Origin of the sequence: Mesorhizobium shonense (assembly GCF_040545255.1) — a bacterium.
In the GTDB taxonomy this organism is placed as follows: domain Bacteria; phylum Pseudomonadota; class Alphaproteobacteria; order Rhizobiales; family Rhizobiaceae; genus Mesorhizobium; species Mesorhizobium shonense.
Map to the genome: position 1 here is coordinate 219485 of NZ_JBEPLM010000005.1, position 13285 is coordinate 232769.

Annotated in this window: 13 protein-coding genes; 4 read left to right on the forward strand and 9 right to left on the reverse strand. The window is 63.6% G+C overall.

Annotated features, from left to right (window positions below):
* Nucleotides 1-46: 46 nt before the first annotated feature.
* Nucleotides 47-892 carry an SDR family NAD(P)-dependent oxidoreductase gene (locus tag ABID26_RS15805; protein ID WP_292299592.1) on the forward strand — a complete coding sequence of 282 codons (846 nt, stop codon included), beginning with the start codon at nucleotides 47-49 and terminating at the stop codon, nucleotides 890-892.
* Complete coding sequence (locus ABID26_RS15810; protein WP_292299591.1) at nucleotides 889-1611, forward strand: SDR family oxidoreductase; 723 nt, start codon at nucleotides 889-891, stop codon at nucleotides 1609-1611. The genes ABID26_RS15805 and ABID26_RS15810 overlap by 4 nt, the downstream gene beginning before the upstream one ends.
* 12 nt (nucleotides 1612-1623) lie before the next feature.
* Here ABID26_RS15810 and ABID26_RS15815 read toward each other — a convergent pair whose 3' ends face one another.
* The 6 genes from ABID26_RS15815 to ABID26_RS15840 all read right to left on the reverse strand — a co-directional run bounded on the left by ABID26_RS15815 (nucleotide 1624) and on the right by ABID26_RS15840 (nucleotide 6741).
* On the reverse strand, nucleotides 1624-2118 hold the full coding sequence (locus tag ABID26_RS15815; protein WP_354415938.1) for a DUF3592 domain-containing protein: 495 nt from the start codon (nucleotides 2116-2118) through the stop codon (nucleotides 1624-1626).
* A gap of 99 nt (nucleotides 2119-2217) precedes the next feature.
* Entirely contained in the window at nucleotides 2218-2595 is a 378-nt protein-coding gene (locus tag ABID26_RS15820) for a DoxX family protein (RefSeq protein ID WP_292299589.1), read from the reverse strand.
* 63 nt (nucleotides 2596-2658) lie between these two features.
* The gene (locus ABID26_RS15825; RefSeq protein ID WP_126099207.1) at nucleotides 2659-3117 is read right to left on the reverse strand and encodes a carboxymuconolactone decarboxylase family protein; all 459 of its coding nucleotides are present in this window, start codon (nucleotides 3115-3117) and stop codon (nucleotides 2659-2661) included.
* A gap of 41 nt (nucleotides 3118-3158) precedes the next feature.
* Complete coding sequence (locus ABID26_RS15830) at nucleotides 3159-3677, reverse strand: RrF2 family transcriptional regulator (RefSeq protein WP_292299587.1); 519 nt, start codon at nucleotides 3675-3677, stop codon at nucleotides 3159-3161.
* A gap of 383 nt (nucleotides 3678-4060) precedes the next feature.
* Nucleotides 4061-5374, reverse strand: a complete 1314-nt coding sequence (preA, locus tag ABID26_RS15835; RefSeq protein ID WP_292299586.1) for an NAD-dependent dihydropyrimidine dehydrogenase subunit PreA — start codon at nucleotides 5372-5374, stop codon at nucleotides 4061-4063.
* A 2-nt stretch (nucleotides 5375-5376) separates the two neighbouring features.
* Nucleotides 5377-6741, reverse strand: a complete 1365-nt coding sequence (locus ABID26_RS15840) for an NAD(P)-dependent oxidoreductase (protein ID WP_354415939.1) — start codon at nucleotides 6739-6741, stop codon at nucleotides 5377-5379.
* Between the two features lie 338 nt (nucleotides 6742-7079).
* Here ABID26_RS15840 and ABID26_RS15845 point away from each other — a divergent pair, with 338 nt between their 5' ends.
* Entirely contained in the window at nucleotides 7080-7853 is a 774-nt protein-coding gene (locus ABID26_RS15845) for a VOC family protein (protein ID WP_292299584.1), read from the forward strand.
* A gap of 37 nt (nucleotides 7854-7890) precedes the next feature.
* Here ABID26_RS15845 and ABID26_RS15850 read toward each other — a convergent pair whose 3' ends face one another.
* Nucleotides 7891-8379 (reverse strand): hypothetical protein, encoded by a 489-nt coding sequence (locus tag ABID26_RS15850; RefSeq protein WP_292299583.1) that lies wholly within the window; start codon nucleotides 8377-8379, stop codon nucleotides 7891-7893.
* 202 nt (nucleotides 8380-8581) lie between these two features.
* On the opposite strand from ABID26_RS15850, the gene ABID26_RS15855 reads away from it, so the two are divergent.
* Complete coding sequence (locus ABID26_RS15855; protein WP_126099201.1) at nucleotides 8582-8980, forward strand: DoxX family protein; 399 nt, start codon at nucleotides 8582-8584, stop codon at nucleotides 8978-8980.
* Nucleotides 8981-9061: 81 nt separating this feature from the next.
* Here ABID26_RS15855 and ABID26_RS15860 read toward each other — a convergent pair whose 3' ends face one another.
* Both ABID26_RS15860 and ABID26_RS15865 read right to left on the reverse strand, forming a co-directional pair.
* Complete coding sequence (locus tag ABID26_RS15860; protein ID WP_292299582.1) at nucleotides 9062-11503, reverse strand: GcvT family protein; 2442 nt, start codon at nucleotides 11501-11503, stop codon at nucleotides 9062-9064.
* Nucleotides 11504-11571: 68 nt separating this feature from the next.
* A complete protein-coding gene (locus tag ABID26_RS15865; protein ID WP_292299581.1) occupies nucleotides 11572-13110 on the reverse strand; it encodes a trimethylamine methyltransferase family protein in 1539 nt (512 codons plus the stop codon).
* Between the last annotated feature and the right edge of the window lie 175 nt (nucleotides 13111-13285).

Here is a 13285-nt window from a genome sequence, read left to right on the forward strand (position 1 = left end):
CCGCGCCCCATCTTCTCGTTCAGAGCAGCATAAGGAGGCTCTGAACATGGAACTGAAGAACAAAACCGTTCTCGTCACCGGCTCCACCGACGGCGTCGGCCGTGTGGTCGCCGAAAGGCTCGGCGCCGCCGGCGCCCGCGTGCTGGTGCATGGCCGCGACGAAGGCCGCGGCAAGGCGACAGTCGCCGCCATCGAAGCCAAGGGCGGCAGGGCCGAATTTCTCGTCGCCGATCTCGCGTCGCTCGCCGAGGCGCGCCGCCTCGCCGAAGCCGTGCGCGCCAGCACCGACCGGCTCGACATTTTGATCAACAATGCCGGCGTCGGCACCGGCGGCCAGGGTGCGAAACGGCAGGTGAGCGCCGACGGCTATGAGCTGCGCTTCGCCGTCAACTATCTCGCCGGCTTCCTGCTGACGTCGGAGTTGCTGCCCCTGCTCAAGAAAAGCGCGCCGGCGCGCATCGTCAATGTCGCGTCGGCCGGCCAGCAGGCGATCGACTTCGACGATGTCATGTTGACCCACGGCTACAGCGGCGTGCGCGCCTATTGCCAGAGCAAGCTGGCGCAGATCCTGTTCACCATCGATCTGGCCGAACAGCTCAAAGGCAGCGGCGTCACCGTCAATGCCCTTCACCCGGCGAGCTACATGGACACCACCATGGTCCGGCAGGCCGGCGTCACGCCGTGGAGTTCCGTCGAGACCGGCGCCGGCGCCATCCTCAACCTCGCGTCGTCATCGGCGCTCGAAGGACGCAGCGGCCTCTATTTCGACGGCCAGCGGGAATCGCGCGCCGACGCGCAAGCCTATGACGAAAGAGCCCGCCGCCTGTTGCGAACGTTGAGCCTCGAACTGACCGGGCAACCCTCCTCGACATCCAGGGAACAGCATTCATGAGCGAGAACATCGCACACACCGTGATCATCGGCGGCTCGTCCGGCATCGGCCTCGCCACGGCCAAACGGCTGGTCAGCCCCACGATGAAAGTGACGATCACCGGCCGCAATGAGGAGAAGCTCAAAAGCGCCTGGGCCAGCCTTGGCGGCACCGTTGGCAAGGCCGCTTTCGATGCGACCAAGCCGGACGAGGTCCGGAATTTCTTCGATAACCTCGGTCCGTTCGATCATCTCGTTCTCGCCGCCAGCGGCGGCAAGGGGCTTGGGCCGTTCGCGACGCTAGACCTTGCCGACATCGGCAGCGGCGTCGACGAGAAGATCCGACCGCAGCTGGCCTGTCTGCAGGCGGCCCTGCCGACCTTGAACAAGGCCGGATCGGTCACCTTCATTTCGGCCGTCTCGGCGCAGCTCGCCGCACCCGGCGTCGCCGGCATCGGCGCCATCAACGGCATGCTTTTGACCGTGGCGCCGATCCTGGCGGTCGAGCTGAAGCCGCTGCGTGTCAATGTCGTGGCGCCCGGCGTCATCGACACGCCCTGGTGGGACTTTTTGCCTGACGAGCAGCGGCAGGCGGTCTTTGCCGAATATGCCGGCAAGACCCCCGTCGGCCGCATCGGCCGCGCCGAGGACGTCGCCGCGGCAATAGCCTTCCTGGTCTCCAACAGCTTCATGACCGGCCAGGTGCTGACCTGCGACGGCGGCCTGCGCTTTGCCGCGTGAGCGGCGAATTGATCAACTTGAAATGAGGCCGGGCAAGAAGGCGAGCGCCATCAGCCCGCCGACGACGGCATACCAGACTATAAGGTGGACCACCTTCATCAGTGGGCGGCCCACTTCGCGTGCCCGCTTTGGGTGAAGGGGATCATACATCACCCCGACCGGTGCGCCGACGTTCCTGGTCGTTTTATTGACGGGCAGATGCGACTCAAAGCGCCAAACCTTGCCCAGCCGGTCTGCAAATTCGATGATAGGCGTATCTGGTCCGTCGCTCGACTTGTCGATGCGGACCACCTTGCCGGTGGCAAGGACGCCGCGTCGCCTGAGCACGATGTCGCCATAGGTCTGGATGGCGACAAGCGCCAGGAAGAAGACGCCGCACAGGAAGCACCATATCTGAATGTCGCTTGGATGCCCGCCAAGGGCTTCGGCGACGGCCCGAAACGGAAACAACGTCTGATGGAAGGCTTCCGAAACGCGTGCCCAGAATGCAGTCCAGCTCTGCTCCATGAACGCTCCGAGTGGCGAACCTGCATTTGCTAATACAGGATGATCGCGGCGGAGCGATTAACGCAGCGGCATCAATTGCACCGAATCCACCGACCGCGATCAAACAGAATGCGCAATTAGCGCCAGGAACCCGCCAGCCAAGGCAACATTGCCGACGAAGCCGTTGACGCGAGAGGCGCGATCCGGACCCTGATGATCCCAGAAATTGTGGAACATCGGTGTCGCGGCAATCAGGAACAGGACAAGGCTTGCCGCCGCCAGCGCGGTCCAAAGGCCGGCGATCACCAGCGCGCCGGCGGCAACCTGAAGCACGATTCCCAGCCACAATGCATGGCCCGCCCGCGGCACGCCGCGCGCCGCCATCATCGGGATGAGCAGGTTCCTGTTCTGAATGTTGCGCAGTCCGGCAAAGGCGAAGGCGCCGCCAAGCAGCAGGCGTGCGACAAACAGAATCTCGTTCTGAAAAGTCTCGAACATGTCATTGATCTCGCAAATGAAAGCGCGCGAGCACGCGATGGACCCGCGCGCCGGTCTAAACCCTCAGGCGGCCTTCGCGGCCGGCATCGGATGGATGGCGTGGAAGGACACACAGAGCCGGTTCCAGGTGTTGATCATGCCGACCGCCACCGTCAGCTTGACCAGTTCCTCCTCCGAGAAATGCTCCAGCGTGCTCGCGTAGAGATCGTCCGGAACGCCGTTGCCGGAAATGTTCGTCACCTTCTCGGTCCAGGCGAGCGCGGCGCGCTCGCGCTCGGAAAACAGCGGCGATTCCTTCCAGGCCGCGACCAGATAGAGCCGGGTCTCGGTCTCGCCGTCGCGCCGGGCCTCGCGGCTGTGCATCTCGACGCAATAGGAGCAGCCATTGATCTGCGACGCCCTGAGCTTGACGAGGTGCATCAGGCTTGCCTCGAGCCCGCACTCCTCCACGGCCTTGTTGAGCGCCATCACCGCCTTCATGATCTCCGGTGCCTTGGCGAAGAACTGCAGCCTCTGTTTCATCGTCTTTCCTTCCAGGTTTTTGGGTAGGTTTAGAGGTGGGTCTAGATCTGCTTGGATGAAGCGGATTTCTGCGGCCGCTGGTAACGCTCGACGAAGGCGCAGCTTGCGGCAAACGCGCGGGGATCACCCTCTGCCGCGTACTCCGCCACGATGTCGGACAGCTTCACTTCGGCGAGTGCGGCCCGATAGGCGCGCTCGGCCTTGAGCATCGCAGCATTGATGCCGCAGGGTTTGACATAGGCCGAGGCGTCGATCTTGACCGGGCCACGCTGGCGGATTTCGCTGCAACGAAAAGCAGGCTCCCGTCCCTCGACGGCCAAAACGATGTCCAGCAGCGTGATGCGCTCGGCCGCTCGCGCCAGCCGATAGCCGCCGGCCGGACCCGGCACCGATTCCAGGATTCGCGCCGTCGTGAGCTGGTTGAGATGTTTCAGCAGATAGCTTGGCGACAGCCCGAAGCACTCCGCGAGCGCCGCACCCGGCATGGTGCTGTTGCCGTCGACGCTGGCCAGCGTCGACGCGCAGTGGATGGCCGCCTCAACGCCCTCGCCCAGCTTCATGGCTTGCATCTCCAATTCATGGATAATCTTTATCATGGATATTTTTTATCTGCAATAGCCGTTGCTCAGCTTCAATCCGAAGATCGGCGCCGCCCCCCTCAGCTGCCTGCCCGTCCTCCGCAGCAGCTGCGGAGGGTGGACCGGCATCCTCTCCCCGTATAGTGACGGGGGAGAGGAGCGCTCTCATCGTCGGTTTCGCCAATCACCAGCGTTGCAGGAAGCGCGCCGAGGCTGCGGCCAGCCCTTTCTTCCCGTCACTATACGGGGAGAAATGCCCGGCAGGGCAATGAGGGGCGACGCCAACCTCAGTTGGATTGGTTCAATACGAAGTCGCCCCGCACGAATACGGGGCGACTGATTCAGAAAACTTACGTGAAAGGGCCCTACTCCGCGGCCACCTTGGCCATCGGGTTGTTCGGGTGCGTCGTCCAGTTGGCGTAGATCGGCGACACCGGCTTGCCCGTGCGCTGGTCCATCGCACCGGCCGCCAGCGGCTCCATGGTGATGCAGCCTTCCACCGGGCAGACGTTGACGCAGAGGTTGCAGCCGACGCATTCGGCCTCGATCACCTCGAAATGCCTCAAGCCATCGACCATTGCGGTGATCGCCTGGTGCGAGGTGTCCTCGCAGGCGATGTGGCAGCGGCCGCATTTGATGCAGGCATCCTGGTCGATATGCGCCTTGGCGACATAGTTGAGGTTGAGATACTGCCAGTCGGTGACGTTGGGCGTGGCGCGGCCGACGATGTCGGAGAGCGAGGCATGGCCTTTCTCGTCCATCCAGTTCTCCAGGCCCGCGATCATCTCCTGCACGATCTTGAAGCCGTAGGTCATGGCCGCCGTGCAGACCTGCACGTTGCCGGCGCCGAGGGCCATGAATTCGGCGGCATCGCGCCAGGTGGTAATGCCGCCAATGCCGGAGATCGGCAGGCCATGCGTTTCCGGATCGCGCGCGATCTCGGCCACCATGTTCATGGCGATCGGTTTCACCGCCGGGCCGCAATAGCCGCCATGCGAGCCCTTGCCGTCGATGGTCGGCTGCGGCGCGAAACTGTCGAGATCGACGCCGGTGATCGAATTGATGGTGTTGATCAGCGACACCGCGTCGGTGCCGCCGGCTTTCGCCGCCCTCGCCGGCTTGCGGATGTCGGTGATGTTGGGCGTCAGCTTGGTGATGACCGGCATGCGCGTGTACTGCTTGCACCAGCGCACCACCATCTCGATATATTCCGGCACCTGGCCGACGGCCGAGCCCATGCCGCGCTCGCTCATGCCGTGCGGGCAGCCGAAATTGAGCTCGATGCCGTCGGCGCCGGTCTCCTCGACCAACGGCAGGATCGCCTTCCAACTCTCCTCCTCGCAAGGCACCATGATCGAGGCGACCAGCGCCCGATCCGGCCAATTCATCTTGACCTGCTTCATCTCGCGCAAATTGGTCTGCAGGTCGCGGTCGGTGATCAGCTCGATGTTGTTCAGGCCGAGCAGCCGGCGGTCGGCGCCCCAGATCGCGCCGTAGCGGGGACCGTTGACGTTGACGACAGGCGGCCCCTCTTCGCCGAGTGTCTTCCAGACCACGCCGCCCCAGCCGGCCTTGAAGGCGCGCTCGACATTATAGGCCTTGTCGGTCGGTGGCGCGGAAGCCAGCCAGAACGGATTGGGCGACTTGATGCCGACGAAAGTGTTGCGGATGTCTGCCATGCTCATGCCCTCCCGTTAGAGGTCAGTGCCCGGTGGATGCTCTCGGCGGCGTCGCGCCCTTGAGCCACGGCCGAGACCGTCAGGTCGTCGCCGCCGAAGATGCAGTCGCCGCCCGCCCAGACCTTCGCCAGCGAGGTGCGGCCTTCAGCATCGACCTTGATGCGGCCGCCTTCGAGTTCGATCTGTTCGCCACTGCCGTTGAGATGAGCCGGCACGAAGCTCTGGCCGATCGCCTTGAACACCTGGTCGGCGGCGAGCGTAAGCCGTTCATCGGTGCCGGCGAGCTTGTCGCCATTCATTGCGGTGTATTCGAGCTCGATGGCCGACACCTTGCCGTTCTCGGCAATGACGCGCTTCGGCTGCAGCCAATGGCGGATGGTGACGCCGTTGGCCGCGGCGAGATCCTGCTCGAAGCCGGAGGCGTTCATGTGCTCCTGGCCTCGGCGGTAGCAGACCGTCACCTCTTCAGCGCCGAGCAGCTTCGACTGCACGGCGGCGTCGATCGCCGTCATGCCGCCGCCGATGACGACGACGCGCCGGCCGACCGGCAGGCCGGAAAGGTCGCTTGCCTGCCTGAGCTCGGCGATGAACTCGACGGCGTTGGCGACACCGTCCGCATCCTCGCCGTCGGCGCGGAGCGCATTGACGCCGCCAAGGCCGAGACCGAGGAAGACTGCATCGTAGTTGCGGATCAGGTCGGATAGCTGGAAGTCTCGGCCGAGCGCCTTGCCGTTCTGGATGTCGATGCCGCCGATCGATGTCACATAGTCGACCTCTGCCTGGGCGAAATCGTCGACGCTCTTATAGGCGGCGATGCCGTATTCGTTGAGGCCGCCGGCCTTCGGGCGGGCCTCGAGAATGGTGACGTCGTGGCCATGGCGAGCCAGACGATGCGCGGCCGCGAGACCTGACGGCCCGGCGCCGACCACGGCGACCGTCTTTCCGGTCGCTTCGGCGCGCTGATAAAACTGTTTGTTTTCGTCCATCGCGACATCGGTCGCGTAGCGCTGCAGCCGGCCTATCTGCACCGGCTTGCCCTCCGCCACTTCGCGCACGCAGACCTCTTCGCAGAGCGTCTCGGTCGGGCAGACGCGGGCGCACATGCCGCCGAGTATGTTCTGGTCGAAAATGGTCTTGGCCGAGCCCAGCGGATTGCCGGTCGCGATCTGCCGGATGAACATCGGGATGTCGATCGAGGTCGGGCATGCATTCATGCACGGAGCGTCGTAGCAGAAATAGCAGCGGTCGGCCTCGACCAGCGCCTCGTGATGATCGAGCGGTGGGTGCAGGTCGGAAAAATTGTCGGCATATTGCTCGGCCGACAGCCGGCCGCCGGCAATGCCTTCGATGAAATGACCAGTCGCCATTCCAATTCCCCTTGTTTTGCTTTGTTTTGGGGAAGGCTAGCACGTTTTATTTTTTTATCAATTGGTCAATTTTCGGCCAAGCCACTGTAATGGCTGGATAAAACATGATAATTGCAGTCATGTTATATTGGTAAGATCCGGCGTGAGCGATATCCGGCGCATGGATCGACAACCCCTCGTCGACGGCAAGGAAGTCGAAAACGACAAAGCGCGCAGGAATGCGGACGAAAGTGCCTTGCCGCCGTCGATTTGCGGCCCATGTCGGATTTCTGTCGCCAAGATCGTCCTAGGATGGATCGAACCGCGATCGCTGCCCTGAACCGGTGAGGAGACCGACCATGCCGAATTCCCAACCTTTCTTCTGGTACGAACTGATGACCACCGACCTCGATGCCGCCGAGGCTTTTTACACCGCCGTCGTCGGTTGGAGGGCCGAGCCCTTCGACAAGGCGCCGGGCATGCCCCGCTACATCGTGATGAATTCCAGCGTGCGCGGCGTCGGCGGGCTGATGACGATACCGGAAGATGCCGCCAAGATGGGCATGCCGCCGGCTTGGCTCGGCTATATCTACACCAAGGAGGTCGACGCCTCGACGAAGGCGCTTGAGCAGGCAGGCGGCTCCGTCCACCGCGCGCCGGACGACATCCCTGGCGTCGGCCGCTTCGCCGTCGTCGCCGACCCGCAGGGCGCGACCTTCATGTTCCTGCAGCCCAACCAGCCCGAGCAGCCGCCGGTGCCGGCCACCACGCCCGGCCATGTCGGCTGGCACGAGCTCTACACCTCGGACTGGAAGGCCGCCTTCGACTTCTATTCGAGCCAGTTCGGCTGGGAGAGCGCCGGCGAGTTCGACATGGGCGAGATGGGCATTTACAAGACCTTCGGCGCCGGCCCTGAATCCGGCGGCGGCATGATGAACAAGCCGCCCCAGATTCCGGTGCCGGTCTGGCTGTTCTATTTCAACGTCGATGCCATCGACGCCGCTGCCAAACGCGTCACCGACAATGGCGGCAAGATCCTGATGGGCCCGATGGAAGTGCCGAGCGCGCAATGGGTGGTCCAATGCCAGGATCCGCAAGGCGCGCATTTCGCGCTGCTGGCCCCGGTTAGATAGTCGGTTTTGAAGTATTGCCTCATCGACTGGCGCCGGATCACTCCGGCGCCAGCACCGCGACCTTGAGGGTCTCTTTCTTCGCGCCGCTGAGCTGAATGGTAGCCGGCCCGGCGGACAGCTTGAAACGCACGCTCTTGCGAATTCCAGGGCAGGTTTTCACGCCGCTGAAGCCCGTCGACTTTACGGCATGGCCGTCCTGCACGACATCGATCCAGGCTTCATCAGACAGGCTGAACTGGAGCTCGCCTTCAGGTGGTACGGTCACGTTTGCCGTCGCGCCGAACGTGCCGGCTGCCGGTGCGCGTTCCGGCGGGATTTCAAAGCTGATCGTGTCGACAGCCACGAGTGCGAAATCCATCGCTTGCCCGACTGTCAGGTCAGCGCCGGATTGCGCGGCGGGCGCCGCCGGAAACAGCGCCTGCTCGCGTGTGACCGGCCATTTGAAGGCATCACAGCCGGCGCCGGCGGCCATGGCGGAGCAGGTGCCTGCAAGGATTGCGAAGAGGCTGATGACGAAAGTTTTCATGATGCGCGGACCTATTCGGCTTGGAGCGTCGACGCTTTGATACAACCATGGCGATATTTATGCAACCATGGAGAGAAAATTCGCAGGTCATCCAGGGAACCGTTTCCAATCACCAATTGTTGATAGCAGGCCTCAGGAAGTGAATGGTCCACCGCCGGGCGATAATCTATGGCCGATCCGGGCGGGTAAAATGGAGTTTTATATGAAGCTTTTCGAAAGCCTTGCCCAATACCGGCCGCAGGCGCTGGGCGTGCTCCGCATCATGACGGCGCTGCAGTTCATCGAGCACGGCACGCAGAAACTGTTCAACTTTCCGGTTGGCGAGCATGCCGGCCCCTTGAGCGGACTGCCTCTCACGGCCGCGCTCCTGGAATTCATCGGCGGCATCCTGCTGGCGCTGGGGCTCTTGACCCGCCCGGTGGCGTTCCTGCTCTGCGGCGAAATGGCGATCGCTTACTTCATGGCGCACGCGCCGCGCGACTTCTTCCCCGTCAACAATGGCGGCGACTCGGCAATCTCCTTCTGCTTCATCTTCCTCTATCTGATCTTTGCCGGGCCCGGCGCTTTCGCGCTGGACAATCGCGACAGCGCAAACGCCTGACAGCTGGGATGCGGGCCTGGAGGCTTTTTGTTTGACGCAATTCCGGACAGAATACCGTTTCACACTTTTCCTGGAATTGCTCTAGGCGCGCATCCGCTCGAAATTGGCGTCGAACAGCGGCGCCGCCTGAATGCGCGCCGCATGACGCTTGCCGAGGATTTCGATCTCGAAGCCGTCCGGCCTGTCGGCGATCTCCTTCGGCACATAACCCATCGCCACCGATTTCTTCGAATGATGCGCGTAGCCGCCCGAGGTGACCCAGCCGCGCACAACGCCATCATGCCAGATCGCCTCGTCGCCGATGACATCGGCATCATCGGCCTCGACTATGAAGGCGCGCAGCCTGAGCTTGCCGCCCTGCTTGCGCTCGGCGACCGCTGCTTCCTTGCCGATGAAATCGGCCTCCTTGCCATAGGCGACGAAACGGTCGAGCCCCGCCTCCAGCGGCCCATAGATCGGCCGGTATTCGCGTGCCCATGAGCCGTAATTCTTTTCGAGCCTGAGCGCATTGAGCGCGCGCGAGCCGAACAGGCCTATGCCAAATTCCTGGCCAGCGGTCAGCAGCGCCTGGAACGCGGCGCGCTGATATTCCGGCGCCACCCAGATCTCGTAACCGAGGTCGCCGGTGTAGCTGACGCGGCCGACGAGACAAGGCGCCATGCCGATATCCATCCTGGCCACCGCCATGAAGGGGAAGGCTGTGTTGGAGGTATCGGCGCGGGTGACTTTAGCCAGCACCTCTCTCGCCTTCGGCCCCGCGATGGCGAGACCCGCAAGCTTCTGCCCCAGCGCTTCGATGCGGACCGAGCCGTCCTTGGGCTCATGCGCTTCGAACCAGCGCATGTGGTACTGCTCGGCGACGCCTGAGCCGGCGATGAACCATTCGCTATCCCTGGCACCGGGGGCGCCGACATTGGCAAGCGTGAAATCGCCGATCAGCTTACCGTCTTCCTTCAGCATCGGCGCCAGCGTCATGCGGCCGGGCTTGGGCAGCCTGCAGGCCAGCATACGGTCGAGCCAGGCCGCGGCGCCCTCGCCCATGACCCTGTATTTGGCGAAGCTCGAAATCTCCGACAGGCCGACGCCGCCACGAACGGCAGCGACCTCCTTGGCGACATGGTCGAAGTCGCTCGAACGCCGCCACGAGAACTCGTCCTTGACGCCTTCCGGCGCGTACCACAGCGGCACTTCCAGCCCGTAAGCCACGCCCCATTGCGCGCCTCTGGCCGACAAGATGTCGTAGACCGGTGTCGTCTTGAGCGGACGTCCGGCGGGCAGTTCCTCATTCGGGAAGCGGATCGAGAAACGGCGCGAATAATTCTCGCGCACCTTGGCGTTGGTATAGGCCATCGTCGCCCAGTCGCCGTAGCGCGCCACGTCCATCGCCCAGATGTCGGCGCCGGGGTCGCCCTCGATCATCCAGTTGGAGAGCGCGAGACCAACGCCGCCGCCTTGCGAAAAGCCCGCCATGACGCCGCAGGCGACCCAGAAGCCCGGCAGTCCGCGCACCGGACCGACCAGCGGGTTGCCGTCCGGCGCGAAGGTGAAGGGACCGTTGATGATCTGCTTGATGCCGGTCTTCTGGAAGGCCGGGAAATGGCGGAAGCCGACCTCCAGCGACGGCGCGATGCGGTCGATGTCCGGCTCCAGCAGCTCATGGCCGAAGTTCCACGGAGTCTGGAACTCGGACCAGACCTTGTTGGCCTTCTCATAGGTGCCCATCAGCATGCCGCCGCGCTCCTGGCGGAGGTAGAGCTCGCCGTCGAAATCGACGGCGTGGATGATCTCGGTGCCGGTCTTCTTGTTCCAGTCGGCAACCTCCGGCATGTCCTCGGTGATAAGGTACATGTGCTCCATCGCGAGCACCGGCAACTCCAGCCCGACCATGCGGCCGACCTCGCGCGCCCACAAGCCGCCGGCATTGACCACATGTTCGGCCACCACCTCGCCCTTGTTGGTGATGACGCGCCACAGCCCGTCGGGTCGACGCACGATGTCCTCGACCTTGGTGAAGCGCTCGACCTCGGCGCCCAGTTTCCGCGCGGCCTTGGCGTAAGCATGCGTCACGCCCGACGGGTCGAGGTGGCCATCCTCCTTGTTGCGCACCGCGCCGACGAATTGCTTTGGGTCGAGCAGCGGCATCAGTTCAGCCGCCTCCTTCGCCGAGATCACCTCAAGATCGATGCCGAGATAGCGGCCCTTGGAGACGACACCGCGCAGCCAGTCGAGCCGCGCCTCGGTCGCCGCCAAAAGCACGCCGCCGGTGAGATGGACACCCGTCGCCTGGCCGGAAAGCTCCTCGATCTCCTTATAGAGCGAGATCGTGTATTTCTGCAGCTTGGCGACATTGGGGTCGCCGTTGATGGTGTGCATGCCGCCCGCCGCATGCCAGGTCGAGCCGGAGGTCAGCTCATCGCGCTCCAGAAGCACGACGTCGGTCCAGCCGTGGCGGGCGAGATGGAACAGCACCGAGCATCCGACGACACCGCCGCCGATGACCACGACCTTTGCATGAGACTTCATGGGCTTTTTCTCGTTATTTCAGTGAGTTGGGAAAGTGAACTGAATCGGAAAGGGAGGAGCCAAGGAACTCACGGCTCGCCCTGCCCGATCGCTTCCTTGCGCCGCGCGATATAGGCTTCGAGCGCCTCTCGCACGGCGGGATCCATGGCCGGCTGAACGTATTCTTCCAGAGCCTTCTTCCAGAGCCGCGTCGCACGTGCCGTGGTGTCAAGCGCGCCGGCTTCCTGCCAGGCCTCGTAATTCTGCCAGTTGGAGAGCATCGGCTGGTAGAAGGCGGTGGCGTAGCGCTCCAGCGTGTGCGGTTCGCCGAAGAAATGGCCGCCGGTCGGCACGGCGCCCAGCGCCTCCACCGCCAATTCGCCTTCATCGACCACGATCGGCCGCAGGAATTCCATCATGTGCTGCATCATCTCGACGTCGATGATGAGCTTCTCGAACGACGCCGTCAGCCCACCCTCCTGCCAGCCGGCGGCATGATAGACGAGGTTGCCGTGGCCGAGCACCGCGCCCCACAACGCCATCAATGTCTCATAGGCGCCTTGCGCGTCGGCGGCATTGGAGGCAGAGCCCGGCGTCGTGCGGTAGGGCAGATTGTAGCGCCGCGCCAGTTGGCCGGAGGCAATGTTGGCCTTTGTGTTTTCAGGCGTGCCGAAGGCCGGCGCGCCCGACTTCATGTCGACATTGGAGGTGAAGGCGCCATACATCACCGGCGCGCCAAGGCGCACGAGCTGCGTCAACACGATTCCGAACAGCGCCTCGGCATTCTGTTGCGCCAGCGCGCCGGCCAGCGTCACCGGACTCATCGCCCCCATCAGCGTGAACGGCGTCACCGCCACCGACTGGCCGAACTCGGCCATGGTCATCAGCCCCTCGGCCATCATCTCGTCGAAGCGGCGCGGCGAGTTGACGGAAATAATGGTGGTGACGCCGGGATCCTCGGCCATCTGCTCCAGCGTCAGTCCGCGCGAGATCGCCATCATCTCGATGCCGTCCAGCGCCCTGCCCCGGCCGATCGCCGAGACATGGAAGCATTTGTCGGTCAGCGTCAGATTGGCGAAATAGGTGTCGAGATGGCGCGAGTTCGCCGGCAGCTCGATCGGCGCGCAGACCTGGTTGCCGAGCATGTGGATACAGTTGAAATGCTGCGCCAGCCGCACGAGGTCCGAGTAGTCGGCGAGATTGCCGGCGCGGCGGCCGCGTTCCATGTCGTGCACATTGGGCGGTCCGGCGACCAGCGTGAAGTTGATGGTGTTGCCGCCGAGATGAATGGCGCGGGCTGGATTGCGTGAGGTCAGCGTGTAGGAAGAGCGCGTCGTCTTCAGCGCCTCCTCGACCATGCCGCGGTCGACGCGCACATTCATCGATGAGTGATCGACCTTGGCGCCGGCGCGTTCGAACAGGGCGAGCGCCCTCTTGCTCATCACCTCGATGCCGAAATTTTCTAGGATATGCATCGAGGCCTGGTGAATGGCCTCGATCTGGTCGGCCGAAAGCACCGCCATCGGCGGGTAGGGATTGACCACGCGCCGCGGCGGCAATTGGGGAATGGCGGCAGGCCCCCGGTTGCTGGTCCGCTCGGCGCCGCGTTTTCGTCTTGGTTCGGTCATGCGCGCATCAGAGCGTCAACGTGCCGCCATAGCTGTCAGGAATTCGTCATTTGCCGGCGCGATTTTAGCCACGGCGGCATTCTTTCAAGTCGATGAGAAGAAACACGACGCATTTGGTCGAAATATTGATACGGCCAGGATGGGCGCGCCTAATGCATGTCGCCCAGAAGTGTGC

What these genes read in the sequence shown, in the direction of transcription:
- ABID26_RS15805 (WP_292299592.1), top strand. Translation starts at nt 47, where the DNA reads ATGGAACTGAAGAACAAAACCGTTCTCGTCACCGGCTCCACCGACGGC.
- ABID26_RS15810 (WP_292299591.1), top strand. Translation starts at nt 889, where the DNA reads ATGAGCGAGAACATCGCACACACCGTGATCATCGGCGGCTCGTCCGGC.
- ABID26_RS15815 (WP_354415938.1), bottom strand. Translation starts at nt 2,118, where the DNA reads ATGGAGCAGAGCTGGACTGCATTCTGGGCACGCGTTTCGGAAGCCTTC.
- ABID26_RS15820 (WP_292299589.1), bottom strand. Translation starts at nt 2,595, where the DNA reads ATGTTCGAGACTTTTCAGAACGAGATTCTGTTTGTCGCACGCCTGCTG.
- ABID26_RS15825 (WP_126099207.1), bottom strand. Translation starts at nt 3,117, where the DNA reads ATGAAACAGAGGCTGCAGTTCTTCGCCAAGGCACCGGAGATCATGAAG.
- ABID26_RS15830 (WP_292299587.1), bottom strand. Translation starts at nt 3,677, where the DNA reads ATGAAGCTGGGCGAGGGCGTTGAGGCGGCCATCCACTGCGCGTCGACG.
- preA (WP_292299586.1), bottom strand. Translation starts at nt 5,374, where the DNA reads ATGGCAGACATCCGCAACACTTTCGTCGGCATCAAGTCGCCCAATCCG.
- ABID26_RS15840 (WP_354415939.1), bottom strand. Translation starts at nt 6,741, where the DNA reads ATGGCGACTGGTCATTTCATCGAAGGCATTGCCGGCGGCCGGCTGTCG.
- ABID26_RS15845 (WP_292299584.1), top strand. Translation starts at nt 7,080, where the DNA reads ATGCCGAATTCCCAACCTTTCTTCTGGTACGAACTGATGACCACCGAC.
- ABID26_RS15850 (WP_292299583.1), bottom strand. Translation starts at nt 8,379, where the DNA reads ATGAAAACTTTCGTCATCAGCCTCTTCGCAATCCTTGCAGGCACCTGC.
- ABID26_RS15855 (WP_126099201.1), top strand. Translation starts at nt 8,582, where the DNA reads ATGAAGCTTTTCGAAAGCCTTGCCCAATACCGGCCGCAGGCGCTGGGC.
- ABID26_RS15860 (WP_292299582.1), bottom strand. Translation starts at nt 11,503, where the DNA reads ATGAAGTCTCATGCAAAGGTCGTGGTCATCGGCGGCGGTGTCGTCGGA.
- ABID26_RS15865 (WP_292299581.1), bottom strand. Translation starts at nt 13,110, where the DNA reads ATGACCGAACCAAGACGAAAACGCGGCGCCGAGCGGACCAGCAACCGG.